At 54.5% G+C, this 25,537-nt stretch carries 29 protein-coding genes; 1 reads left to right on the top strand and 28 read right to left on the bottom strand.

The window, feature by feature from the left end; all coding sequences use genetic code 11:
* Positions 1–25: 25 nt before the first annotated feature.
* From QY332_16740 to QY332_16695, 10 genes are all read right to left on the bottom strand, one after another.
* Positions 26–391 (bottom strand): response regulator, encoded by a 366-nt coding sequence (locus QY332_16740; GenBank protein ID WKZ35262.1) that lies wholly within the window; start codon positions 389–391, stop codon positions 26–28.
* Complete coding sequence (locus QY332_16735; GenBank protein ID WKZ35261.1) at positions 384–791, bottom strand: response regulator; 408 nt, start codon at positions 789–791, stop codon at positions 384–386. The genes QY332_16740 and QY332_16735 overlap by 8 nt, the downstream gene beginning before the upstream one ends.
* Positions 788–2,959 (bottom strand): histidine kinase N-terminal 7TM domain-containing protein, encoded by a 2,172-nt coding sequence (locus tag QY332_16730; protein ID WKZ35260.1) that lies wholly within the window; start codon positions 2,957–2,959, stop codon positions 788–790. Before QY332_16730 ends, QY332_16735 begins: the two co-directional genes overlap by 4 nt.
* Positions 2,960–3,100: 141 nt before the next feature.
* Entirely contained in the window at positions 3,101–3,391 is a 291-nt protein-coding gene (locus QY332_16725; protein ID WKZ35259.1) for an antibiotic biosynthesis monooxygenase, read from the bottom strand.
* Positions 3,392–3,472: 81 nt separating this feature from the next.
* Positions 3,473–4,936 carry an NAD(P)/FAD-dependent oxidoreductase gene (locus QY332_16720; protein WKZ35258.1) on the bottom strand — a complete coding sequence of 488 codons (1,464 nt, stop codon included), beginning with the start codon at positions 4,934–4,936 and terminating at the stop codon, positions 3,473–3,475.
* A 5-nt stretch (positions 4,937–4,941) separates the two neighbouring features.
* Positions 4,942–6,318: a VWA domain-containing protein gene (locus QY332_16715; GenBank protein WKZ35257.1), complete on the bottom strand. Its 1,377-nt coding sequence runs from the start codon at positions 6,316–6,318 to the stop codon at positions 4,942–4,944.
* A gap of 133 nt (positions 6,319–6,451) precedes the next feature.
* Positions 6,452–7,042 carry a deoxynucleoside kinase gene (locus tag QY332_16710; GenBank protein ID WKZ35256.1) on the bottom strand — a complete coding sequence of 197 codons (591 nt, stop codon included), beginning with the start codon at positions 7,040–7,042 and terminating at the stop codon, positions 6,452–6,454.
* A 34-nt stretch (positions 7,043–7,076) separates the two neighbouring features.
* On the bottom strand, positions 7,077–8,348 hold the full coding sequence (locus QY332_16705; protein ID WKZ35255.1) for an amidohydrolase family protein: 1,272 nt from the start codon (positions 8,346–8,348) through the stop codon (positions 7,077–7,079).
* An 85-nt stretch (positions 8,349–8,433) separates the two neighbouring features.
* Positions 8,434–9,168 carry a metallophosphoesterase family protein gene (locus QY332_16700; protein ID WKZ35254.1) on the bottom strand — a complete coding sequence of 245 codons (735 nt, stop codon included), beginning with the start codon at positions 9,166–9,168 and terminating at the stop codon, positions 8,434–8,436.
* Positions 9,169–9,290: 122 nt separating this feature from the next.
* Complete coding sequence (locus QY332_16695; protein ID WKZ35253.1) at positions 9,291–9,740, bottom strand: hypothetical protein; 450 nt, start codon at positions 9,738–9,740, stop codon at positions 9,291–9,293.
* Between the two features lie 147 nt (positions 9,741–9,887).
* Between QY332_16695 and QY332_16690 the strand changes: the two genes are divergently transcribed.
* Entirely contained in the window at positions 9,888–10,160 is a 273-nt protein-coding gene (locus tag QY332_16690) for a hypothetical protein (GenBank protein WKZ35252.1), read from the top strand.
* 171 nt (positions 10,161–10,331) lie between these two features.
* Here the strand turns inward: QY332_16690 and QY332_16685 are convergent, their stop codons facing one another.
* From QY332_16685 to QY332_16600, 18 genes are all read right to left on the bottom strand, one after another.
* The gene (locus QY332_16685; protein ID WKZ35251.1) at positions 10,332–10,838 is read right to left on the bottom strand and encodes a hypothetical protein; all 507 of its coding nucleotides are present in this window, start codon (positions 10,836–10,838) and stop codon (positions 10,332–10,334) included.
* A gap of 146 nt (positions 10,839–10,984) precedes the next feature.
* The gene (locus QY332_16680; protein ID WKZ35250.1) at positions 10,985–11,428 is read right to left on the bottom strand and encodes a hypothetical protein; all 444 of its coding nucleotides are present in this window, start codon (positions 11,426–11,428) and stop codon (positions 10,985–10,987) included.
* A 1-nt stretch (position 11,429) separates the two neighbouring features.
* The gene (locus tag QY332_16675) at positions 11,430–12,020 is read right to left on the bottom strand and encodes a hypothetical protein (protein ID WKZ35249.1); all 591 of its coding nucleotides are present in this window, start codon (positions 12,018–12,020) and stop codon (positions 11,430–11,432) included.
* 119 nt (positions 12,021–12,139) lie between these two features.
* Entirely contained in the window at positions 12,140–12,778 is a 639-nt protein-coding gene (locus QY332_16670) for a corrinoid protein (protein ID WKZ35248.1), read from the bottom strand.
* A complete protein-coding gene (locus tag QY332_16665) occupies positions 12,763–13,437 on the bottom strand; it encodes a transaldolase family protein (protein ID WKZ35247.1) in 675 nt (224 codons plus the stop codon). Before QY332_16665 ends, QY332_16670 begins: the two co-directional genes overlap by 16 nt.
* A gap of 1 nt (position 13,438) precedes the next feature.
* Positions 13,439–15,163 (bottom strand): phosphoenolpyruvate--protein phosphotransferase, encoded by a 1,725-nt coding sequence (ptsP, locus tag QY332_16660; GenBank protein ID WKZ35246.1) that lies wholly within the window; start codon positions 15,161–15,163, stop codon positions 13,439–13,441.
* A gap of 25 nt (positions 15,164–15,188) precedes the next feature.
* Positions 15,189–15,464 carry an HPr family phosphocarrier protein gene (locus tag QY332_16655; protein WKZ35245.1) on the bottom strand — a complete coding sequence of 92 codons (276 nt, stop codon included), beginning with the start codon at positions 15,462–15,464 and terminating at the stop codon, positions 15,189–15,191.
* A 66-nt stretch (positions 15,465–15,530) separates the two neighbouring features.
* The gene (locus QY332_16650) at positions 15,531–16,889 is read right to left on the bottom strand and encodes a 2-oxo acid dehydrogenase subunit E2 (protein ID WKZ35244.1); all 1,359 of its coding nucleotides are present in this window, start codon (positions 16,887–16,889) and stop codon (positions 15,531–15,533) included.
* 1 nt (position 16,890) lies between these two features.
* Entirely contained in the window at positions 16,891–17,877 is a 987-nt protein-coding gene (locus tag QY332_16645; GenBank protein ID WKZ35243.1) for an alpha-ketoacid dehydrogenase subunit beta, read from the bottom strand.
* Positions 17,855–18,907 (bottom strand): thiamine pyrophosphate-dependent dehydrogenase E1 component subunit alpha, encoded by a 1,053-nt coding sequence (locus tag QY332_16640; protein ID WKZ35242.1) that lies wholly within the window; start codon positions 18,905–18,907, stop codon positions 17,855–17,857. The genes QY332_16645 and QY332_16640 overlap by 23 nt, the downstream gene beginning before the upstream one ends.
* Positions 18,908–18,919: 12 nt before the next feature.
* Positions 18,920–19,888 (bottom strand): sugar-binding transcriptional regulator, encoded by a 969-nt coding sequence (locus QY332_16635; GenBank protein ID WKZ35241.1) that lies wholly within the window; start codon positions 19,886–19,888, stop codon positions 18,920–18,922.
* Between the two features lie 20 nt (positions 19,889–19,908).
* Positions 19,909–21,054 (bottom strand): cysteine desulfurase family protein, encoded by a 1,146-nt coding sequence (locus QY332_16630; protein ID WKZ35240.1) that lies wholly within the window; start codon positions 21,052–21,054, stop codon positions 19,909–19,911.
* Positions 21,055–21,093: 39 nt separating this feature from the next.
* On the bottom strand, positions 21,094–21,396 hold the full coding sequence (locus QY332_16625; protein WKZ35239.1) for a hypothetical protein: 303 nt from the start codon (positions 21,394–21,396) through the stop codon (positions 21,094–21,096).
* Positions 21,397–21,483: 87 nt separating this feature from the next.
* Positions 21,484–22,770 carry a PTS transporter subunit IIC gene (locus tag QY332_16620; GenBank protein ID WKZ35238.1) on the bottom strand — a complete coding sequence of 429 codons (1,287 nt, stop codon included), beginning with the start codon at positions 22,768–22,770 and terminating at the stop codon, positions 21,484–21,486.
* Positions 22,771–22,817: 47 nt separating this feature from the next.
* Positions 22,818–23,117 carry a hypothetical protein gene (locus QY332_16615; protein ID WKZ35237.1) on the bottom strand — a complete coding sequence of 100 codons (300 nt, stop codon included), beginning with the start codon at positions 23,115–23,117 and terminating at the stop codon, positions 22,818–22,820.
* 108 nt (positions 23,118–23,225) lie between these two features.
* Positions 23,226–23,687, bottom strand: a complete 462-nt coding sequence (locus QY332_16610; GenBank protein WKZ35236.1) for a PTS sugar transporter subunit IIA — start codon at positions 23,685–23,687, stop codon at positions 23,226–23,228.
* A gap of 10 nt (positions 23,688–23,697) precedes the next feature.
* Entirely contained in the window at positions 23,698–24,351 is a 654-nt protein-coding gene (locus tag QY332_16605) for a class II aldolase/adducin family protein (GenBank protein ID WKZ35235.1), read from the bottom strand.
* Positions 24,348–25,505 carry a uroporphyrinogen decarboxylase family protein gene (locus tag QY332_16600; GenBank protein WKZ35234.1) on the bottom strand — a complete coding sequence of 386 codons (1,158 nt, stop codon included), beginning with the start codon at positions 25,503–25,505 and terminating at the stop codon, positions 24,348–24,350. Before QY332_16600 ends, QY332_16605 begins: the two co-directional genes overlap by 4 nt.
* Positions 25,506–25,537: the final 32 nt, after the last annotated feature.

Below are 25,537 nucleotides of genomic sequence, written 5' to 3'. Positions count from 1 at the left end.
GCCGCATAAGATTCCACCACTTGTCTTACGCATCCCTGGAGCGGAGACGCGATGCCAGTTCCCGCAGCTGGATCGGGCTGATGGGTTTTACCAGGACGAGGTCCGCATCCTCCCTCAGGCTGGCCGCCTGTATCGTATCCGCCGTTGCCAGCATCACGGGTATTTTTGCCAGCCGTTCATCCGCCCGTATCTTGTGCAGGATCTCGCTGCCCGATATGTTGGGCATGTTCAGGTCGAGGATAATGAGGCTGGGGATCACTTGCGCAAGGCGGGCAAGCGCCTGATAGCCGTCCTGGAATACCTCGAGCTCAAACTCGGCCTGCAGAACGATCGTGTAGATTTTGCTGATTTCGATATCGTCTTCGATGATGAGCGCCAGGGGTTTATCCATATCGTGCCTCTTTATTTTCGGGAAGACCGGCGGCTGACAGCGCAGGCCAGCGGGTGGAAACAATGTTCATGATGCGCCTGACACTGACGGGTTTGACCAACACATGATCCGCCCTGCCTTCGAGGGATTTGGACAGCAGCAGGTCGGCGGTGGCAACGATCACCACGGCTTTTGCCCAGTTCTCACTGGACTTGATCTGTTTAAAAATGTCGATTCCCGAGGCGAAGGGCAGGTGAATATCGAGAATGATGAGGGCTGGCGGGGGATTGGCAAGCCTTTCCGCAAAGAGTTTTCCATCCTGATCGACGTCAGCGTCGAAACCCGCCTGTTGCAGCGCTACTTGAAAAATGACGCCCTGTTTCGGATCATCTTCGATGATCAGGGCGGATGGCCTGGTCATGAGGGTTCCCCGGACGGTTTTTGCATGGGCAGCAGGATGGTGAAGGTGCTGCCAGTACCGACTTCACTTTCAAGCATGATGCGCCCGTTCATCAGTTCGACCAGTTGTTTTGTGATCGATAGTCCCAGCCCCGTGCCCGGGTTTTCCTGCGTGTTGGATGGGTCGATCTGGCGAAAGGGTTCGAAGATGTATTCATGGGCATCCCTGGGAATGCCCCGGCCGGTATCGGATACCTGCATCGCCCAATAATCCGCGCTGGGGCTGTATAACCTGACGGTCACTTTTCCGTTCGTTGTGAATTTGATGGCATTGCCGACCAGGTTGACAAGGATCTGCTGCAGGCGCTGTTCATCCCCATACAGCATTTTGGGAAGGTCTGGATCTATGCTCGTGACGAGTTCCAGCTCCTTTTTCTGCAGCAGGACCGCCGCGCCGGCCTCCACAGCGCGCAGCAGTTCAGCCGGGGAAAAGTGATCGATATACAGTTTGATGGTTTTTGCCTCGATCTGGGCCTCGTCCAGCAGTTCGTTGACCAGTTTTGTCAGGTAATTCGTGCTCTCGATGATTTGAGAGACCGCATGGCTTTGTTTCTCCTCCAGTTGTCCGAACGCATGGATTTGCAGCAGTTCGGCGTAGCCCAGGATGCCTCCCAATGGGGTTCTTAATTCGTGACTGACCTTGGTGAGCAGCTGGCTTTTCATGCGGCTGGCTTCAAGCGCCTTGTCGCGCGCCAGTGCCAGGGCTTCCTGGGTGTGCTTTAGTTCTGTGATATTGCGGGCAACCGCCTGAAACCCGACGACGCGGTTGTCTTCCTCGATGATTTGCACATTTTGTCCCAGCCAGATTTCGCTTCCGTCCGTTGTAATGGCGGCAAATTCATAATAGGTATTTTTCTCCCGGGCGGCAAATTGGCGCATATAAAATTCTTTTAGATCGCTGCGCAGGTGGGGAGCCGCCAATTCCAGGTAGTGTTTCCCCAATACATCCGCTTCGGAATTAAAGCCCATCAACCGCAAGGCGGTCGGATTGGCATAGGTAAAGTTCCCGTTTGCATCCGTGCGGTAAATGAGATCACTGGCAGATTCCACGATCTGGCGGTAGCGGGACTGGCTTTCGATCAGCAGGCGCTCGGCGCGCTTGCGGCCCGTGATGTCGGTGATGGTTATGGCTCTGCCAACGCTTCCCCTTCGGTGGTCACGCAGGCGGGAGAGCTGAAGTTCGTACCAACGTTGACCCAGCCCCTCCCCAAGCGTGATTTCGTCTGTGGCTTCCATGACCTGGGCATATTTTTCGACCAACTCGGGCCAGTCGGTCAGGACGTCGATTGCCTTCCTGCCCAATACATTCGAACTCGTTTGACCGATCGTCTGCAGCGCGGATGGATTGATATCCACGATTCGATTTTCCAGGTCCAGCACGATCATGCCCGCATCCATCTCATCGATCACGGTTGTGCGCGCAATGGGAGAGAGGTCAACCAGTTGGAACCCGAAAATGCCCCAGGTGAAGGCGGCCACGGTAATGGTAAATGCGAAGGGGGTCAGGTCCAGTTTTGGGATCGGGCTTAAGCCCGAAAGGTACAGTGCGTTGCCGATCCAGGGCGCCGTCACGGCCAGCAGCAGGGTGGCAGCCTGCCTGCGGTAGATTCCCGTCATCCGCCCAATGGAACGGATCACGATCACTGTGCCGGTCAGGAGCATAAGGTAGGAATAAGCCGTATGTACCCAGAACCAGAATCCGTAGGATACGTCCAGGGCGGAGAAACCGCCCGTTGTTGTGATGCCGATCTTATTCCATATCAACCCGTGGGATTCGGTGTTCAGCACCAGCGAGAAGGTGATCGCCGGAATGATGACCAGGAGCACCATGCTGCGAAGGGTTAACCATTTTGCCTGGTTGGCATGGTGGAACGCGAAGCCGACCCACATCACGGGGACAAGCACGATGCCGATGTACTGGCTTTTGCCCCAGAACAATTTGGTCGGCAGGTCCGCTCCGGCAAGCTCCAGTGCATAGCCGATCGACCATTGTGTGACCGCGGCCGCAAGCAGCGTAAGCGCGATGGCGCCTGTGTTCGCGCGCCTCGACCATGAATAAAATGCCACCCAGCCCGAGATCAAAGCGGCGGCGATCAGCGGAAGAACGTACGGCGTATATTGAAATTGCATCGGCGGTCCTTTGAGTGGAAACGGCGGCTTCCCTTGTTGCTAATTGTAATTCCATCGCGGGATTTGTGCGAAACCTGACCTGCTAAATTTGATAGGTTCGAACTGGAAGTCCAGGCAACAGGGCCGCAGAGGCGGGCCGTGTCACCCGCTTGCCAGCAGGGACTCGCGTTCTGTCAGCCCTGCGCCCTGCGCATCCAACTCCCCGTATGCCTGTTCCCACATGGACAGAAACACCTTGTAGGCTGATTTGGATTCCCAGCGGTCAATCGTGATGTAGAGTAATGAATTCGTTTCATCGCGCAGGAGTTCCGTCCCCAAATACCCCGCGCCCTTTTGGAACAACGCCACCCACGCGCCGCTGGGGGAGTAGATTTGCTCGAATTCCGCCTGCTTTTCGGCTTTGACGTGGTATTCCCAGAGGATGATGTACATGGTTTTCTACTCCTGAAAGGACAAGCGTTTGTACTTTCCTTTTTCGTATAGGCAAATTAGGGTTTTTCCCCGGTTGGATGTTTACTTGATACCCTGCAGCAAGGCATTGCCTGCATGAATACCCGATAGCGCCGCTGTAGCGACCCCCAATCCGGGATACGTGGTTTGACCCGCGAGATACAAACCTTCGATGGGAGTCTTGTGCGGGAAGAGTCCTGTCAGCCCTTTCGCTGCGGAAACGCCATAGAGCGCGCCGTGATACAGATTTAATTGATTTTGAAATTCGCGTGGACTTCGAATCCGCCTTGCTTCAATGTTTATGGCATGGCGCGCTTGAAGCCATGCGATGGATTGATCTGCCAGTTGGCTGCTCCTTTTATCGTTCCATGCTTCGATGGGTTCGTTTTGTCGAATGATTGGGACATACTCGAGCACACTTCCGCCTGCGGGAGCAAGTTCGGGCGCAATGACGGTGGGGATGGAATAGTATCCCCACTCCGCCATATCCTGGGCTGGCTGGATGTATTGGTTTAAATCCTCCATCATCGGGGTGATATGATGTATGTGGCTTCCCACATCCAATTGGTTCGACAGCCCCAGTTGAATGCAGAATGCCGTCGTGGAAAGAGGCGTCTTTTTTGCTTTATGGACGAGACGTTTGGGCTGGTCCGGTTCATCGAGCAAAAATTGATAGGTTGCCATCGCGTTGGCAGTCGAGATTACAAAATCGCCTTCGATAAAACCCCGCCCCTCCGTTTGCACTCCACGAACCCGCCCGTTCCCGACGCGAATATTGTTGACTCTTGCATCGAGCAGGATTTCCCCTCCGTGTTGTTCCAACGTCTGCGCAAGCGCTGCGGGGATCCTGCCCATGCCGCCTTCGGGCAATGCCATGCCATCCTTCAGCGCGTTGACAAGTGCAATGATGGAAATGGAGGGAAGACGATTGAGCGGCGCGCCCGCGTACAACAACTGCGCTGCCAGCGCGGACCTGAAAACCGGTTCACTCACAGCAGCTTTGAGTTCCCCTTCGAGCGTCCGTCCGAATTTTGGCAGATGCTTCCACGCTTTTGAAAGAAGCCTGCCTACCGAAAATGGATTGAGCATGATCTCTTCGCCGGTCAGGATTTCGTCCAGGGGCGACCATTTCTCGATCAGATGCGCGAGTTCGCGCTGGGCGGTGGGAATGTCGAGTTCGCCGTGTTCAACTGTAATATCAAGGCCGGCGCCGATGGAAACGGACGTCCCATTGGGAAGATGCGTGGTTTGCGGGGTGGTCACGCGTCTTAACGGGAGAATCCTTGAGCGGTCGGATCCCAGTTGTGAGAAAACCAAATCCAAAAGTTTTGGATAGATAAGGTATTGTGCGCCGTCGTTGAAGGTATAGCCGTTGATCTCTGTCGAACCACAACAGCCCCCGATCTTCGGATTGGCTTCCAAAACTTTGACACGGAAGCCTTGTCGCGCCAGATAACTTCCCGCTGTTAATCCGGAAACGCCTGCGCCAATGATGATGACTGTGTGTTTTTTGCTGGTAAATGGCATATGCTTTACCCCGTCAGCAATGTATCCACCGCATTTACCAACTCCCTCAAATTACCGGCCTTCAATACATGATCGCACAGCGGCGCGTATTTATGCATATCGCTGTCGCCGTGCCAGAGGTGTTCGGGTTCTGGGTTCAGCCAGATGGTGCGCGCGGCGCGGCGCGCCATCGTGGAGAAGATATCGAGGCGCGGGTCGTTATAATTGTTGCGCCCATCCCCGACGATCAGCAGGGTCGTGCCGCTGTTGAGCCTGTCCATGTATTCGCTTTGGAAGTCATTGAGCGACCAGCCGAGGTCTGTGTTGTAGTGTCCGTTGGGCATGCGCCACAGCACGGATTGGATCGCCTCGTCCGCGTTCGTGCCGCTGAAATCCTCCGAGATCGATTCGAGATGATCGATGAACGCGAAGGCATGCGTCTTGCGGACTTGTCCCTGCAACGCGAACAGGAAACTCAACATCAACTCCGAGCAAAACCGCATGGATGTGCTCACATCGCAGATGACCACGACCTTCGGCTTTCGCACTTTGTCACGGTGTTTGATCTCCACCGGCACGCCGTGATATTTCAAATTTGCGCGGATGGTCGCCTTCGGGTCCATCTGTCCGCTTTTCATGCGCTTTTGTCGCAGGGCAATCCGTGTGCGCAATGCGGAAGCGAGACGTTTCACTTCGCGCTGCAATACTTTTTTGTCCGCATCCGATAGCATTTGGAACGGGCGGTTCATCAGGTTGTCAATGTTCTCCCCGCGTGGACGCTCGCTCATGTTCTCGGCGATGCGCTCGCCCGCGAACTGCTGCATCTGCTCCTGCATCCCCTGCATGTTCTGCTGGATCATCCGCCGGATCTGCTCGACGCGCTCGCGTTCCATGCCCATCTGCTGGAGTTGCTCCATCAGCCCGCGCAGCGCCTCGCGCACTTCGGGGAACGCCAGCGCGCGCAGCATGCGCTGCGCCATCCAGTTTTGATGGTTGAGATCATCCGCCTGGTTCAACCCGACCAGTTGACCCAACGCCTCCAGTTCCGCACGGGACAGTTGCTCGCCATTCATCAGCCTTTCCATGCGCTGACGGAGATTTTCGGCAAAGTTCTTCAACGCCTCCGCCAGCATTTGGATCTCTTCGGGCGTCAGATCATCGGACGGATTGCCGCCCATCATCGGCGGAGTCCCTGAGCCGAAGAAGAGCGGGAATAATGTATCGAAGGTGGGCAGGTCTTTTACATCCTTGATGAGCGTGGCGCGCAGCGACAACCGAAACGACTCGCGGTCCTGGATCCCCATCAAATCCACCGCCGAGAAGGCTTCGGCGGACTCGGCCAGGGACACGCGCACCCCGCCCGCGCGCAAGGCTGCAATTAATTGTAAGATGCGGGATTCCATGATTTAATACCTGTGTCGTTTCGAGGAGGCGCGCCTCCCGATGAAGCAATCCTCAAGTTGTGGGTGATGGGATCGTTGAACGGGAACCCCTCCGCCTCGCGGATCTCCCTTTTTTGCACAAAACGCAAATGGATCATGCTCCAATTCTATCAAGGATGATTGGGATGCTGTGTGTGTAGCCCGGGTTTTCGTCCGAGACGTTCAGCTTAAGGATTGCCCTCTCGGGAATGGATTCCAGCCATTCGTTGACATATCCCTCCAGCAGTTCCGCATCCTCACTGGACGCAATGTTGATCCGGCTTCGGGAAGCCAGTCTCTCGCGGATGGTTTGCGCGTCCGCGCTCAGGGCGATGACCAGGTCTGGCGGCGGGAGCAGGTTGCGGGTTAAGGAGTAGAAGCGGCGGCACAGGTCGAATTCTGCGTCGTTGAGCAATCCGCGCGCGTGGAAGAGACGTGTGAATCCATGGAAATCCAGGTCAAGGCCGCCATCCATTAATGCCGGAACATTGCTGGAACGGAGCTGGCGCTCCTCGTCGGCGCGGTGGATCAGGTAGTCCATTTGATTCGCCAGCGCGTATTTTACATCCTGCTTGAAGAGCGCCTGAAAGGGTCTTTCATTGTGCTGTTCGTATGCAAGCGCAAAAGCATGTCTGCTGGAAAGGGCGCGTGCAAGCGTGGTCTTCCCAACGCCGCTCGCGCCGACAATGACGATCAGTTTATTCATGGGGCCTGCTTTTCCTTCTCCCTGCATCATGGATTTACCCGCAGCAGACCCATGCGCCCGACATCAATTCCTCAGGGATGCCCGAATCGCCGGCGAACTGGCGTGCGACGAATTTCCCGCCCTGCATTACGTATTCGATATTCCTCCTGTCTGCAAGCGAACGCAGATCTTCCAACGGATTCTTTTTCACCACGATCAAATCCGCCAGTTTGCCTGCTTCGAGCGTGCCGAGTTTTTTCTCCCAACCAAGCGCGCGCGCTGCATTCTTCGTGGATGCGATAATACAGTCCATGGGTGGGATGCCCGCCTCCGCCATGTAGGCCAGTTCCATGGCATTCTCGCCGTGGAAGTTGTATGGGGTGGCGGCATCCGTTCCCATGGCGATGGGTACGCCCATTTCGTGCGCGCGGCGGAGTGAGAACAATGCGTCCTCCTGGGTCTCCTTGCTTTTCTCCACGATCCAATCCGGAATACCGGGTTTGTCCCCATAAATCACGTCAAAGCCCGCCTTCAAGGTCGGCACAAGGAAGATCTCCTCCTGTGCCATGCGTTCCATCACGCGCGGGTCTTGATTGAGATACGTACCGTGTTCGATGGTCTTCGCACCCGCTTCCACTGCATTACGGATGCCTTCGATGCCATGCGCGTGTGCAGCGACGATCTTGCCGGCTTTTGCGGCTTCCACCACTGCGGCACGGATCTCTTCCATTTCAAATTGCGCCGCACCGGGTTTTTCGCCGGGCGCAAGGACGGCTCCCGTTGCGAGCACCTTGATCAAATCAGCGCCTGCTTTCAACTGCTCCCTGGCTGCCTTGCGGACCTCGTCCACGCCGTCCGCTTCGCGGTACATCCCGTCATACCATTCGCTTCCCGCGGAGGTGATCGAAAGTAATTTTCCCGCCAGCGCCATGCGCGGCGCGGCAAACATGCCCGCTGCCACCGCTTTTCGGAGCGAGAATTCAAGGTGATGCCGGCCGCCCACGTCACGGATGGTGGTGATGCCGGCCGCCAGTGTATTCTGTGCGTGCTTCAGCATAACCAGTGACGTCCAGCCGAGCGGACCGTTCATGGTGCTGTCCGGCAAACATTCCGCGGCAATATGCACGTGGCAGTCAATTAACCCCGGTAGCACAAAACGACCTGCCAGGTCAATCTCGTTGATTGATTTCCCCCCGGGTTGTGTCCATTTCCCTGAAATACCCGCATATACGATCTTGTCATCTTCGATAACGATACAGCCGCGTTCGACCGGCCTGCCGCCTCTGCCGTCGATCAATGTTGCGTTATTAAATACAGTGATGTTCATGACTTCTGCATCCATATTGCGCGAGTATAGCATTGAATCAAAAAGCGGCAGAGCGCCGCATTATTTTCCCGGAAACGACTTGATTTTACGTCTGATACTGGCTGAGCCACCATGCGGTGCCTGGCAGCCCGCTGTCCTTTACGATCTTCAATAACGCCTCGATATCAAAAGCGATGCGCCGCAAGTCCACTTTTAAGGAATCGCCCGATTGTTCAATAAGCACATATTCGGCCCAGGGCAGCAGGCGGGGAGTGTTGCCGGGCGAATACGCGAATTCGAAGGCATTACCGACACTGCCGGAGTTGATGACCAGTTTTTTCCCATGGCGGCGGTGCATTTGAATATGCGAGTGTCCGCCGATGAGAATGGTCGCTGTGTGTCCCTCGAAATATTCATCCAGCATCCCGGGCGGGGTGGTGGACTGGATGATGTCCGTGGTCGAGATCGGCGATCCGTGAAACGCCAATAGTTGGACCCCGTTGGGGAAGGTTAGTTCGTGCGTGTTTTTAAACGACCTTAAAAACTCAAAATCATCTGATCTGAGTTGTTCGCGGCACCAATGCAAATCAGGGATCAGATGCTCCGTAATCTCGAAGTGTGCGGCTTTTTCAGGTTCCAGGATGGCCGCATCATGATTTCCGCGGATGTAAATACCGTTCAAGCCTCTGAGCGCGTCCACGACCTCCCTCGGTTGAGGACCAAGGGTGACCGTGTCGCCCAGGCTGACCACCTGGTCGGTCTCCTGGTTTTTAATATCTGCAATGACAGCCTGCAAAGCTGTCAGGTTGCCATGCATATCCGAGATAAAGGCAATGCGCATATATTTTCCTTTTTTTCCATGATTGTACACGACGCTGGGGGATTTTGTCTTCGTACTAGAACTTTTGGGTGATACGGAACGCGTCTATTCCGACCTTTTGCCCGTCCGCTGTTTCCCGTGCATTACCCGGCGCTGACGCGGATTTCGTTGGTGTTGATCTCAACCTCCAGCGCATCGCCGTATTGGATGGCCGGGATTTCGGATGTAACGACCTCGATCAGCGACGGGTTTTGGAAATGTGTTTTCTTCGTCTGCGGGTGTGGATGATACACCCAGCCCGCATGGTTCCCGCCTTTGAAGATGACATTGCAACGCGAGAACGAAAATGTCTCCGGCGGATGCAGGTCCGTCCATTCTACCCGTTCGAACGTCAGCTCCGGCGCGTACATTATAAAAGTCAGCGGCGCGATGGAGATATTCAATGTGCCGTTGAAGTATTCGTACAGATCCAGGCCGAGGGCTTTAAAGAACGGCTTTTGCTTTTCGAGTGTGCTGTACGGATATTCCCTGGAAGGGCGCGATGCCACCTGGTGTCCACGTACGAGCAGGCCGTGCAGGCGTTTGTCCAGCATGCAGGCAAGTATATCAGCGCTGGGAAGACTGCCACGGGGCTGTCAAACTTGGGTTAAGGATGAGGCGAAAAGGGGTGGAAATCAAGCCACAATTTGTGCTACAGTATAGATGCCTGATGTTTGATCCCACCGGGCAGGAGCAGGACAATGGAAGTTGAAATCGGAAAAGTGACGCATTACTACAGTCATCTGAACGTGGCGGTGCTGTCGTTAACCGACAGCCTGAAATTAGGTGACAAGATCCATATTGTTGGGCATGCAACGGATTTTACCCAGCGGGTTTCCTCCATGGAAGTTGAGCATCACAGCATCGTTTGGGTAAAACCCGGGGACAACGTAGCCCTCAAGGTTGAACAGCCTGTCCACGTGCATGACCTGGTCTTTCGGATCGTTGAAGAAGCACTGGAGCCTGTTCGTTAAACGATGATGGATATTGTCTGCCAGAGCAGGCATTCAAGGATTGCCTTGCTCTGGTTTTGCGCGCCTTGTATTTGGGAAGATGGGCTGCAGCGGCCGATCCCCTCCTGCCCACGCTGACGGTACTGGTGCAAGATTGTTCATGCTGCGCCGGGTTTTGCAGATTGCCCGGATTCAGCCGCCCTGAACAAGGGTCATTTTTTTCAACACGGCTAGATACTGTTCGGCCTCCTGCCGTGATCCGAAACCGCCAAATTCCATCGCGCGTTTGCCGCGAATCTTCATGCTGATATCGTATGTGTCCGGGCGGCTGTCCCACTCGTTCACCTTGATCTGGAGCAATTCGATTTGGTCGAACGCATGGGTCTCTTCACCAAAGGGATTTATTGCCGTTTTGAACCGGTATTCAACAATCCGCCTGGGGGCATCAAATCGAAACTGGTGGCTCCTTCCAAACAGGGCGGCTGAAAACAAAAATGTGCTGATGCCTACGGCCGCGATGGAAAACAGAAGAGAGACCAGCATGCTGAAGTTGATGCCTCCGTGCCAGGACGGCTTGATGAGCAACTCATACGGCGCCAGGAAAGGGATCAATCCGAAGAGCGCCAAAAGCATCCTGGCCATTGGAGAAAGCGTATGGATGAATTCAAGCCTGTCCGAGGTTTGTTTGATCGTGTCCATCACTCACCTGTAATGCTGACCATACATCGAATTTAAACCATTTGGTTCGATTTTCCAACCTTCCAGCATGGCTGGAGGGGAATCCGGTCGCGGATCATGGACAGCAGCCGGAAGATTGGAAAGAGTTGAACGGATTATATTCCACATCATCGCATGGGGCGGAATATCGACCGGACCCATGCGATCAGCGTGGAGATAAAAATGGAATCCACAATCAATGCCGCAATACCAAAAACGATCCGACCTCCAATCTTTGACTCTCCGCTAAATTGCACAGGTCCGATGGAGGTTGAAGAATAATACACAACTTGGGGGGCGAAGGCGGTCCAATTGCACACAACTGCAACCAGAGCCAGGGTCACAAGAAAGAGGAATGTTCGCAGCAGGGGAGGAGTCCAATCAGGGATCCAGAGCAGGAACGCCCCCAGTATGAATCCAAGACCGAGCGCCGCAATGATCATGGGCGGGGCAAGAAATGCGCCGTCTTCATCTGTTGGGACAATCCCAAAGAGCGCTCCCAGAATGAGCGCCCCCATGAGAAGCATCACACTGCCGAAAAGAACAGGTATCCATTTTGGGGTGTCGTCCATGTCATGAACCTTTATCATCGCCTGGTGAGAAGCCCTTTGGCCCGTCGTTGGGGAGCCTGGTTGCCGCGCCAGCGCCGGCCATCATCCAAAGAAATCCTCTTGTATACTCAACCGCGACTGGACGCTTCAGTTCGGGATGGAAATAAACATTGCACTCGAATTGCCGTCCCATATGATCTCGCACGCACGGTGGATGAACCCAAATTTGAACCCGCCATCCCGGGGATCCTTCGGTATTCGTGCCCTCCTTGGTTATGACTGCAAAATATGCAGTGCTGTCACTGTCCTCCTCGACTTCCAGCTTCAATTTCATTTTCACGGGCGGGGTGTTCCATGCAATTTTCTTTATTTGAAAAGCCCAATGGGTGGATGTATAAAGAAAAACCGAACCAGCGAGGGCCAGGGCAGCCCCTGTCGCCAGCCATACAGGTCCGCCCTTGTAGTCCCCGTGCAATTCCGGGGATATGCCCATCAGCGCAGGATGGATATAGAGCGTGAGAAAGATCAGCCCAAATAACAATACACCGCAGGATGCCAGTGTGGAAAGCCGAACATGGCGATTTAATCGAGCCAGATCTTCAGGTTTCGGCATTTCAACTCCTTTCACAAAGGGCGGCAACACCTAGGGTACCTTTCATACCATTTTAACTTAAGAACCGCAGATAGCCGTCATCAAAGGATCGGCACGCGGAGAATGTTCCGTACTCGTACTTATGCACTGATCAATGACTTCGCTACATTGACTGCACGGCTCGCATCAGAGGAGAAACCATCCGCGCCGATCTGGGTTGCATATGTTTCCGTTACAGGCGCGCCGCCAATAATGAACTTAACCTTATCGCGCAAGCCGGCGGCTTCAAAGGCCTCGATGGTCTGCTCCATCATTTGCATGGTGGTGGTCAGCAGGGCAGACATCGCTACAATATCGGGCTTCTCCTCCTGTACCACGCGAATGAATTCCTCGATTGGGACATCCACACCCAGGTCCCTGACCTCAAAACCCGCACCCTCCAGCATCAATCCAACCAGATTCTTTCCAATGTCATGCAAGTCCCCTTTGACCGTGCCGATCACAACCTTGCCGCTCGATTTATTGTCCGTTTTCTGCAAATGAGGCTTTAAGATTGCCATCCCGCTTTGCATGGCGCGCGCCGCGATCAACATCTCGGGCACATAATACTCACCCGCCTCGAACCGGCATCCCACCTCGCGCATCGCTGCAACCATGCCGTCATTCAAAATGACCGTTGGGTCCAGTTTGGCGTCCAACGCGGCCTGCAAATTCGACGTGACACCTTCAAAATCCCCCTCCAAAACCGCGTCAAATAGTTTCTTCAATACTTCTTCCATTTTTTTTCATCTCCTTGTGAGTTCAAACGAATTCCAACCCCGTCTGCATCGAATTGTCCGACGATCTGCGTGGAGAGGGGGTGTCTGGACAGCCCTGCCAATACATTAAATGGGACGGTGATATGCTGTGCGCCTGCCATGCAGGCATCCACCACTTCTTTCGTGGACTTCAAACTGGCTGCAAGAATTTCGGTCTGACTGCCGGCAAGGACTTTCGCCAGTTCCCCCACCAGGGCAAGCCCATCACCCTGTTGTTTTGTCGCACGATTGACATATACCGCGACATATCTTGCGCCCGCCTCCCGCGCGACCAAGGCCTGGGCAGGGTCGAAAACAGCGGTCACACAACAGGGAAATTCATGCGCATGTTTCGCCACAAAACGGAATCCATTCTCCGTCGGTGCGACCTTGAAGACCAACCCATCCTTGACGATCCCGGCCGCTGTACGCGCCTCGCCCAGCATGTCCTCCAGGTTGTCTGAAACAAGCTGATAGTACACCTGGCGAAACCCAAGTTCAGCCAGTTCCTTCAGAACGGCTTCGGGTTCCATGCCCGTTTTCGCCATCAGGGATGGATTGGTCGTGACACCATATACCCAGCCAAGGTCTTTCGCCTGGCGCGCTTCATCCGCTTTCGCTGAATCGAGACAAATTGCCATGTTATAACGAAGCCAGGATTCCCTTCATGTAGTTCTCGGTATCCGCCGCCGTGCCGAAGGACATGGCTTGAGAGGCGATCCCGCGCGCTTTCTCATCCGTCAATTTGCTGATCAGGTGTTTGGCTTCAGGGATGGCGCGCGGGCTCATGCTAAACTCGTCCAGGCCAAAGCCAAGCAGGATCGGGATGGCTCTCGTCATCCCAGCCAACTCGCCGCACATGCCGACCCATTTTCCCTTTGCGTGCCCCGCATCAATGGTTTGTTTGATAAGACGTAATACAGCAGGATGCAAGGGCTGGAACAGCCCGGATACCTTTACATTGCCGCGGTCGACCGCCAGCGTATATTGGGTCAGATCATTGGTGCCGAGGCTGAAAAAGTCGGAGGCTTCGGCAAGCACATCCACCAGCACTGCCGCGGCGGGGGTTTCGACCATGATCCCCACAGGGATATCCGATGCAAATTCAATGGAGGCAAGTGCGAGGTCCCGTTTGACCGTTTCAACGGTATCGCGCGCACGACGCAGTTCGTCCAGGTCCGAGACCATGGGGAACATGATGCGGGCTTGATATCCCACCGCCGCGCGCAATATGGCGCGCAACTGGGTCTTGAAAAGCTGCGGTTCATCCAGGCTGATGCGGATTGCGCGCCAGCCCAAAAATGGATTCATCTCATCGGGAAAGGGCAAATAGGATGGCGGCTTATCCCCGCCGATATCGAGCGTGCGGACGATCACGGGACGACCGGACATCACGCTGAATATCCCGCGATAGATGTGATATTGCTTTTCCTCGCTGGGAGGTTGTGCATCTTCGAGATACAGGAATTCCGTGCGCAGCAGGCCGATGCCCTCGGCGCCATGTTCCACGGCATCGCGTGCGGAGGTGGCCTCGCCGACGTTCGCGGCAACTTCCACACGGCGACCATTTGCGGTGTGGGCATCCTTTTCTGCGGCCGATTTGAGGATCTGCAAATGGGAATCGCGTTGCATTTTGATCTGTTTGTAGCGCGTAATGGTTTCCTGATCGGGCTTAAGGATCATTTCGCCCGTACGCCCGTCCATCACAATGAATGTGTCATTGGAAACGTTGTCAAGCAGGCCATTTCCCATCCCCACAATCGCAGGCAGGCCAAGGGTTCGCGCAAGGATGGCGCTGTGCGAAGTGAGTCCGCCCTGGGCGGTGATAAAGCCAAGCGTAAGATCAGGGTCCAGGCTGGCGGTGTCGGAGGGAGACAGGTCTTCAGCGATGATGATGGATGGTTTTGTGACCGCGCTCAAGGCTGTATCCGGCAGTCCCAGCAGGATGCGCAGGATGCGGCGCCCGACATCTTTTACATCCAACGCGCGCGCAGCGAAGAGTTCATCCTCCATGCCTGCCAGTAAACTGGCGAGTTCTTCAGTGGCGTTAACCAGGGCCTGTTCGGCAGTTTGACCGATTTCCACAAATTCACGGATCTTCCCTTCAAGGGCCGGGTCAGACAACATCTCCTGGTGGGCTTTGAAAATGAATGCTTCCTCCTTGCCCGCCCTTTTCTCGATGGCATCATGCATGCCTTGCAATTCAGCATGGGCGTGCTGGCGGGCTGCATCCAAGCGGACCATCTCTTCCTTCACACTGCCGGCGGCGCAAACCGGAATGGTCAATTCGGCTGGAATGTAGCAAAAGGCCGGCCCAATCGCAATTCCATCACTTGCCGCAATACCTTTAAATTTTATTTTCGGCATGTTTTTCTCGTTTCCTTGCAGTGGACTAGGCCTCGCCGAAATTGGTTTCGATAAGCGATCTGAGTGCATCCAGGGCAGCCTCGGCATCTGCGCCCTCCGTTTGAATGATCACTTCATGATCCTTCATCACACCCAGTGTCAGGACCATGATGATGCTTTTTGCGTCCACAAATTTGCCTTCTGCGGTTAAATTCCTGACCAGGATCTTTGATTGAAATTTATTTGCAGCCTGGACAAACAATGCGGCGGGACGTGCGTGTAAACCGGATTGATGTCTTACTTGTATCGTTGCTTCAGCCATGATTGTTTATTTACTCCTTGATGAAGTTCCGGGCAGGGTTTAACACGTGCATGTACAAACAGCCTTCTAAAATAAAAGCAGACCAGGTGATTCGATGCCTGCCAGGAGATCCGAGAGGAAACGCGCGGCCACCACCCCATCGATCACACGATGGTCGGCGGAAAGGGTCAGGGAAACCATCGGGCGAACTTCAACGCGGTCCTTGTCATCCACAACCACCGGCTTCCGAACCAGACTCCCAACTGCAAGGATCGCGCTTTCCGGCGGGTTGATCACCGCGCGAAACTGGCGAATGCCGAACATTCCCAGGTTGGAGATGGTGAACGTGCCACCCTGCACATCCTCCAGTTTCAATTTATTGTCGCGTGCCCTGTTCGCCAGTTCGATCAAACGCATATTGATCTCACTGACGCCCAGATGATCAGCGCCTTTAAGAACAGGAACGACCAATCCATGAGGGGCCGCTGTGGCAACGCCAATGTTCACATCCTGCCATAGCGAAATTGCGTCGTCATCGAAGGATGCATTGATATATGGATTGCGCACCAGTGCCCAGGCCACCATCTTGATCATCAGGGCGGTCACCGTAATTCTTGGCTGCCCCAATTTCTCGGTTTGCAGATTGAACCGTTTGCGCGTGGCTTCCATTTCCGTCATATCAACATCGATGGTCAGGGCGATATGGGGTGCCTCCTGAAAACTTTGTTGCATCCGCTCGGCGATCGTACGGCGGATGCCTGTCAGCGGGACCACCTGCGCCTCACGACCATGGATCTCTGTTGTGGAGGCCGGGCGCGAATTGACAGTTGCCAATATATCAGCAGACTGAACGCGTCCACGCGGGCCGGAACCTGTTACCGTTTCGAGAGGGATGCCCGTCTCTGCCGATATTCGTCGCGCGGCGGGCGTCGCCGGGACCGCAACACGGCTGGCCGGCTTCTGTTGTTCCTTCATATAATGTTGTACATCATCACGCGTGATCTTGTTCCCCCCCAACGCACGGACCTTGGACAGGTCAATGCCTTCCTCTTTTGCTATTCGTATGGCAACAGGGGTGGCGTTCACAGAGGCGTTTTGAGGAGCAATAATGGGTTTTGAAAGCGGAGCCTCTTGCGGGGATGATACAACCTCAGGCTGGGTGGGAAGCGCTTGTGAATCCGTTTTGGGCAGATCGGCAAGCGATTCGCCCTCCTTCAATACATAGGCAATCACTTCCGTAACAGGGACCACATCGCCATCTTTATATTGAATTCCCGCAAGAATCCCAGTGGCAGGCGCGGGAACATCGATGGCAACTTTTTCAGTTTCAACAGTCAGAACAGTTTCATCGAACTGTACCGGGTCGCCTTCCTTTTTGGACCATGAAATAATGGTGGCTTTTTCCTGATCCATATCGAACTTGGGCATGATGAAGGGAACGGGCATGCTACACCTTGCCCTGCACGAGTGCGCGGATTTCCCGTTCGATATCGATTTCCTGCGGGATGGCAAATTTTTCCAGTCCACGGTTGTACGGAATGGGAACGTCCTTTCCGCCCAGCCGCCGCACGGGCGCATCAAGAAAATCGAAAGCGGGGCTGCCAACGACAGATGCGATCACCTCTCCAGCCCAGCCGCCTGTTTGACAGGCTTCATGCACGACCAGCAGGCGGCCTGTACGGGTGACAGACTGGATGATGGTGTTCGTATCGAGCGGCAGCAGGGTGCGCGGGTCGATCACTTCCACTTCGATGCCATCCCTGGAAAGCTTTTCTGCGACACCCAGGGTCTTCATGACCATGATGTTGTTGGCAACCACGGTAATATCGCGACCGGCACGTTTGATCTCGGCCACGCCGATCGGGATGATGTAATCATCTTCGGGCACTTCGCCCTTGGTTTTATAGAGCACCTTGTGTTCCACAAAACAAACCGGGTTCGGATCCCGAAGGGAGGCGAGCATCAATCCCTTTGCATCGTAGGGTGTCGATGGATTGACGACTATTAAACCCGGGAAATGCATCAGGATGCTTTCCAGTGATTGGGAATGCTGGGAGGCCGCACCGGAACCGGAACCACCCGGCATACGGACGACAATCGGAACGGTTGTACGCCCACCGAACATGAAGTGCATTTTCGCCGCCTGATTGGCAATTTGGTCCAGTGCCAGCATGACAAAATCCATGAACATGATCTCGGCCACTGGGCGCATTCCGAGCAAAGAAGCACCAATCGCTGTGGCGACAATCGTGGCCTCCGAGATGGGGGTTTCGCGCACACGCTCCGGCCCGAACTCGTCGAGCATCCCGTGCGTCAGACCGAATGCACCACCATAGCGGCCAATGTCTTCACCCAGCAGAAAGACACGCTCGTCCCGCTTCATTTCCTGCCATAGTGCCTGTCGAATGGCTTCAAGATAGGATATTTCTGGCATACACATACTCCATCAGGGTGGATACATCCGGTTCGGGGGAGGCTTCAGCGAATTCCACGGCTTTGAGGATGACCTGTTCGGACTGACCGTCGATTTCCTGCGCCAGGTTTTCATCCAAAATTTCGGATTGCAACAAATGCTTGGTAAAGCGCATGATGGGATCGCGGTTCTGCTTCCAATCCTCGATCTCCTCCTTTGAGCGATACAGATTGCGATCGCTCTTGGAGTGGCCGAAATAACGATAGGTGATTGTCTCAACAAAATAAGGTCCCTGGCCGGAACGGATATGCTCAACAGCGATTTTCATTGAATCATAAACTTCAACCACGTCATTGCCGTCCACACATGCCCAGGGAATTCCATATCCTTCCGCACGTTGCGCAATTGGCAGCTTCGCAGTCGCCCGTTCCACATCCATGGACATTCCGTACTTGTTGTTCTCGCAGACATACAGGATGGGAAGTTTCCATAGTGCCGCCATGTTCATGGCTTCATGAAAGACACCTTCATTGGCTGCCCCGTCACCGAAGATGCAAATGCAGATCTCCTTGCGTCTTTGCATTTGAAGTGCAAGTCCAACACCGACCGCCTGGGGGATGCCCCCGCCCACAATACCATTTGCACCCAGGTTATTGGATTGAAAATCGGCGATGTGCATCGAACCGCCGCGCCCGTGGTTGTAGCCGGTATCCTTGCCGAGGAACTCAGCCATCATCAGGTTGATGTCCGCGCCCTTGGCGATGAAATGTCCATGCCCGCGGTGATGGTTGATCAGGTAATCATCCGGCTGGACCGCCAGGCTGATGCCTGCCGCAACCGCCTCCTGCCCGGCCGAAAGATGCATCGTTCCATGGACCTTTCCCGCTGCATACAGCTTGTCCGCCATGTATTCGAAATGACGGACGGTGCACATCGTCCGATATAAACCAATCAGATCCTCATCGGATACACCCAGGCGCTGTACGCGCTCTCCAAACTGCCCGTGCAAATTGCTCTGTTTCTCTTTTGTCCTGGCTTTGTCTTTGGGCATCGAGTTCCTCGTTTATTTGGTTTTTGCCAGTTCAAGAACCTTCCTGGCAGTTTTGCTATCACAGACCAATACATTTACATACTTGCTTCTTAAGGCTCCGAGAATGGCGTCCGCCTTTCCTTCGCCGCCGGCCACTGCAAGACGCACCGGAATGCCGAGCAGATCCTGGCTGCGGATGGAAACCAGACGCTCACAAAAATCATTACAGGCGGCTTGACCATTCACATCAAAATGCAGCCCGCACACATCACCGATGGCCCCCGCTTTCCGCAGTTCATCGAGTTCACGGCGGGTTACGTAGCCTGCAAGATAGAAACTTGAAAAATCGGGTGACGTGGTGCCGATTCCCAATAATGCAAGATCTGTTTTCTTGCCCATCGCAATGGTTTCCCGAATGCTCTTTGTCTCCAACAGCGATTTTGCTATTTCGGGACTCTGGCAGAGATAAGGGGCATTGAGATAATACGCCTCACCGCCAAGTTTCTCCGTGATGCGCGTTACTAGGTCATGCCCATCGTATTCCATGATGCGGGCACCCATGGCTCCCACCAATTGCACCACTTTGACCGGCATGGTCTCCCTGGCCTCGAATGCATCCACCGTCGCGCTGATGGATGTCCCCCACGCCAACCCCAGAATTTTTTTGGGTCCAAGATAACGTGCAAGCATTTGCGCACCCGCATTTCCAAGGATACGGGTGAGTCTCTCGCCACTGCGGTGGTGGGTGACCACCACAAAAGCATCTTTCAGGCCAAATTTCTCCTTCAGCATACTTTCAAGCTCGGGATCGAATTGAAGCGGACGCTGGATGCGAATTTCCACAATGCCGTTTTCACGCGCCTCTGTCAGCATGCGTGAAACCATGGAGCGCGTTAAACCAATGGTTTTGGCGATCTTCGCCTGGTTCTGTTCTTCAAGATAGTACATCTCCGCCACATCGGCTAAAAAACTTGAACGATCCCGCAAGGTTTTCTTCTCCATTTTCATCTCCAACGATAAAATTATTGAACTTTCACACGCGGTAAAATGCGCGCAATTGCATTGAGCAGCATGTTGATCTGTTCCTGCGTGGTGGGCATGCCCAGCGAGATCCGCAGCGTCGACTCGATCTGCTCCCGCGGTACTCCCATCGCGGTGAGTACATGCGACGGCTCGATGGATGTTGAAGTACAGGCAGAGCCCAACGAAACTGCGATCCCTTCGGCATTCAGGCGGATCAGCATCATTTCCGCGTCCACGCCGGTAAAACTGACGGAAAGAATATGGGGTGCGGTCTTTTCCTCCAGGCCGTTCACAAGGACGGCGGCGCTGATGGCTCTCAAGCCGTTCACCAAATTCCTCCTTAACTCGAGCATATGGGCGCGCTCATCCAATCGATGCCGGCGGACCAGATTCATGGCTGCGCCCAGGCCGACAATGGCGGGAACATTCTCGGTCCCTGCGCGCAGCGAGTTTTCCTGTGTGCCCCCCAGAATCATCGGGGTCAGCTGAAGACCCGACCGTATATAAAGTGCACCGCTTCCCTTGGGTCCATAGATCTTGTGCGCGGAGAGGGAGAGCAGGTCAACATTTAAATCATTCACCCTTACATCGTACAGGCTCAGCGCCTGTACGGCGTCTGTGTGAAAACGGATGTTGTGCTCGCGGGCGATCCCGCCAATTTCAGCAATCGGTTGAATCGAGCCAACCTCATTGTTGACCGACATGATGGAAATCAATTTTGTCTCGGGGCGAATTGCATGACGGACAGCCTGCGGGTTTACAAGGCCATGTTGATCCACCGGCAGGTAGGTTACCGGGTACCCTTCCTGTTCCAGCTGTGCCGCCGCATGCAGGATGGCATGATGTTCAATGGACGATGTGATCAGATGAGCCTTGCCGGGCTGAAACTTGCGCAGGTTTCCGAAAAGGGCAAGGTTGTCCGCCTCCGTTGCTCCGCTGGTAAATGTGATCTCGTCCGGGCGGCACCCGATCCCCTCGGCCACATCCACGCGTGCCTGACTCATGAGCTGCTTCGAATCCCGGCCCGCCCAGTGCAGGCTGGATGGATTGCCAAAGTCCTCATCGAGAGCACGCAAGATCTGTTCGCGTACATCGGGATGGACCGGTGTTGTTGCGCAATAATCGAGATAAATTCTAGAACTCACTATAAAGCTCCACTAAATACTGAAGTACGTGCAAGCCGTTTACGCAATGTAGTCAGCTTGCACCTGCTTCAGTATTTTTTCGATCGTAGCCGGGTGCATGGGGTCGCCGATCAAAGGTTTGATATTAATGACCGGGCATCCGGAATCCTCTTCTGTGAAGGCGGGGAGCAATTGCAGGATGAGATTCGAGCGCGGAGGAAAACCATATTCGCTCGCTGCGAGGTGCGTGAAGACCTGACAAGAAATGCCTTTCTTCTCAAAGAACTCGGTAAGCTGCTCGGCCACGATCATGACCCGGTTGCTGCAATGCCCGCCAACAACGCAAACCTTGAATGTAGACATGAAAACCTCTCGATCATTCACTGATGGGGGGTGGCTTCCACCCCAACATGGAGCGGAAGCCACCCTTTGTATTTGGTTTTTAGCAGGCTAGCTGAACAATCCGAAGATCTGTCGGATGAAGAAGCCAAGGATGTCACCGCCCATGTCCCAGCTTCCCAGTTTCAGACCCTGTTCAATCTGTTCGCTAAACTGGCCCATCATTCTATAGGCTTCCGTTTGAGAATCCACCATCAGTGTTGAGAAGTACATAAAGGGGATCGCATAGAGCAGAAGCACGATGACGGTCTTGATCACGTTGCCTTTGGTGTACGGTACGACCGCGCCGGCCCAGAAAGGAACAACAGCCAGGGATGCAATGGGCAACATATTCACGCCCGGCAGGCCCGCTGCAAGCAGCACAAGCAGCGGGAACAGGATGATCGTGGAGGCCATCACAGCCGGGTGGCCCAAGAGCACCGCACAATCAACGGCCACATAGATCTCGCGGTCCTTGAAGCGTTCGCGCATATATTGGACAATGGACATTGTGATCGGTACGATGCCTTCGGCAATGATCGAGACCATGCGGGGCAGGATCATCATCATGACCGCAACGTTCATGCCCAACCCCAGGATCTTGGTCGAGCCCAGATCACCTGTGGTGGTGCCGTATGCGAAAATGCCGATGATGACACCCAACAGGAAGCCCAAAACACCGGGCTCGCCGACCAGGCCGAAGCGTTTCTTGATGCCTTCGGGGGATGCATCCCAATCCTTGATTCCAGGAATGCGGTCCAATAGCCAGACGACCGGCATCGCAAACAAACTCGCCTGTACGGTCGTTCCGCAGGGAACACCGATACCGGGCATGTCATTGAATTCCTGATACTTCTTGGCGGTCATATCGCTCATCAGGCCGCCTGCCACAAGGTACAAGACGCCCGCCAGGATGCCAAGAAAAACGTTGCCGCCTGTCGCCGCCCAGACAAAGCCAGCCAGAGCAGAACCATGCCAGTAGGACCAGACATCGGTCCAGAGGGTCTTGGTCAGCTTGAGCACGACCATCAGGATATTGACCACCAGGAGCGATACGATCAAGCCGGCCACACCAGGCCAGCCCCAGGCAATGCCCGCATCGGCCCAGTTAACATCGACGATTGTCTTGGTCAGCCCAAACCGAGTCGCCATTTCAGCCACCGCCGGCTGCAAGGCGCCAATGATCACATTGACCACCAGGAACAAACCAGCCAACCCAACGCCCGTGGTGATGCCACCGCGGACCGCTTTTTGCCAGCCCACCCGAAAGACCAGACCAAGGATGATCAGAACGATCATCACGATCACGGACGAGCCGAGGCCAAGCAACCAACCAACAGCAGTAGATAGGAATCCCATTTTACATTCTCCTTTTGTGAATACGATTATGGATCAAACGATCCGAATTAAACGTTCTTGATGACTTCAACGATTTTATCCAGGAGCACATTTTTCTCATCCTGTGAGCCAATCAGGAATGGCATGCCCTGGATCACCGGTACATCAAATGTACGGAAGATCTTCATCATCGAAACGACCATGACAAGATCATCGCGCGTCAGATAGCCCTCAATATCAGCCATCAGTATGCGCTTGACCTCCACATCCGCAAAGCCTTCCTGCGCCATGCGCTCACGGATCGAATCCTCCGCGATCGTGGATGTGTTGATGCCGGCGCCACATGCAACTACAATCAATTTACCCATATAGTATTCTTCCTCCTTCCACACAAGATAGTCGACTATCGGGGTGAACACGTAGAAAAATATTTAGCAGTCTTCCTCCTTCTCGAAACCAGTCCGGCATCTGCATCCTCAACTCAGGCGGAGCTCACGCCTCAGCCAGGATTCCACCCCCTGCAGACTGGCCTGGTCCCGCAGTTCCACTAATTTTTCAGGCTGACCAAATAAGACAGCCAGGTTTCTCAATGTCTGGACCTGTTCCTGTGGATCGCGATTGGCAAGCATAAAGACCAGCATCACATCCAGACCTTCGTCCGGGTCCGCCATATTTTGAAATTTCACGGGCTGACGCATTGCAGCCACTCCCAATGCAGACCGCTTGACTCCCTCGGCGTCCGCATGCGGGAAGGCAATGCAGAAAGGTTTGGTCGGCAGTCCTGTTGGATGGATCATTTCACGTGCCCAGGTCTGCGCCCCGTAGTCTGCGCTGACAAGCTCCTGCATATGCATCCTCCCCGCCAAAAGGTCGATGACTTCCCTGGCATCCTTTGCCTGCAGGTCAAACGCGATTAACGACTGATTGAATTCCAGCACAAATCATCTCCTATGACTTCTTCTGACCGTAGCGGTTGTGGTAATAGTCAAACGAGGCGCGCGCCTGTTCTTCCGTTAATACAACAGGCTCGCTGATGTTTCGCGCGATCATATACGTCCGCGCGGCTTCCTCCAGTGTCACGGCACGTTCAAGGGCATGGTTAAGCGTTGTACCAACCGTGATCGGTCCATGATTGCCCAGCAGTACGGCATACCCGTCCCCCATCACTTCGACCGGCAAGGTGGGGAATTCGGGATCCTCGACACTTAAGTAACGAGTCACCGGTACAGGCCGACCAAACCAATCCGCCATGGTCTCGGTAATGACTGGGATCGATTGGTATACAAGGGAAAACGCGGTCGCATAGGGTGAGTGGGTATGGACGACAGCGTACAGTTCGGGCCTGGCACGCATGAAGCCGGTCCAAAGGTTGAGCGCCACAGACGGGCGATATCTGCCTTCGATCCGATTCATATCCATATCGGTGACGATCATGTCGTCCGCTGTGAGGCGTTCGTAGTCCAGCCCGCTGGGCGTGACGACAACATGCCCGCTTTGCGGATCACGGGCACAGACTGTCCCGCCAGCCATCCAGACCAGGTTGTATTTTGGCAGGCGCAGGGCCGTTTGCAGGACGTGGGTGCGTAATTCTTCGAGGATCATGGTTTTAATGGGTACTTTCCAAGGTCGTGCCCGGCTTCAAAAAAGGCGAGCATGTTTTCAAGGGGAATGTCATTGCTGAAATTATGGGCCGGCGCAAGAATGTAGCCGCCTCCTTCGCCCATCTGTTCGATTCGCAGGCGGACTTCACGGCGCACATCCTCCATGCTGCCGTTATTGAGAACGGTCTTCACGTCCACACCGCCCTGGAAGGTAAGATCCCTGCCAAAATCGCGTTTCAATTCAACAGGATCCATCCCGCGCAGATGCCCCTCAATGGGATTGAGAATATCAAATCCGGTCTCGATCAGATCAGGGATAAACTTGCGGATCGCGCCGTCATTGTGCAGGAGCACCTTCGCCTGGGGTGCCTTCCTCTTGATCAATTCGATCGATTTTTTATAGCGAGGTTTGAGGAATTTTGTGTAGACAGAGGGATTGAACATGGGTCCGGCGTTCGTGCCGTAATCATCAGCCATTTCCACAACCTGTACGTAGGGACCGACAACACTGAGAAATGCATCGTAGAAACCATCCAGCACTTCGGCCAGTTTGCCCAGCAGATGATCAAAGATGTGGGTATCCGAGATTGTCAGGAGCAGGGCGTTCTCCATCCCGACCAATGCCCGCGTCATTTCCCACAGGTTTCCATAGACCGGGCGGTGGGCCACGATCGCATAATCCGTATTGTTGTATAGATGCTCGATTTCCTCCTTCACCCCCTGCAGCCGAACCGGATCGTATGGATCCGGCCACGGATATTTCTCTATTTTTTCGATGGTGAGATCCCTGCCCAGCGGTGCGCCGTGCAGGTCATAATACCCGGAGACCAGGCGGTGGGTGATGCCCCACTCGTCCACGAACTCCTTGAATTCCCCGAGCATTGAATTCGCCACAAAATTCGCTGGTGGGCGGATGTGAATAAAGCGGAAGTCCGTGCCAAGCTTGTCGAGGATCGGGTTGTAGTCCGGGGTGGTGTAAAAGCCAACCAGGGTTCTGCGCGGCAGGTCTTCCACCCCAAAGTGGTCGCGCAGTAAAACATATCTTTGTTCCGTCAAATGATTTGCAGACCCTCCCAGCGAGATCGGGACCCGGTCGGGTTCCTTATGGCTCAAAGTGGCTGCGACACGTTCACGAGGCGTCATGGCTTCTGGCATCGATCTACTCCCGAAAAGCTTGTATTCACATA

Source organism: Anaerolineales bacterium, from assembly GCA_030583885.1.
GTDB lineage: Bacteria > Chloroflexota > Anaerolineae > Anaerolineales > Villigracilaceae > Villigracilis.
Note: the sequence above shows the minus strand (reverse complement) of the source record. Positions and strands in the feature narration are given on the sequence as shown.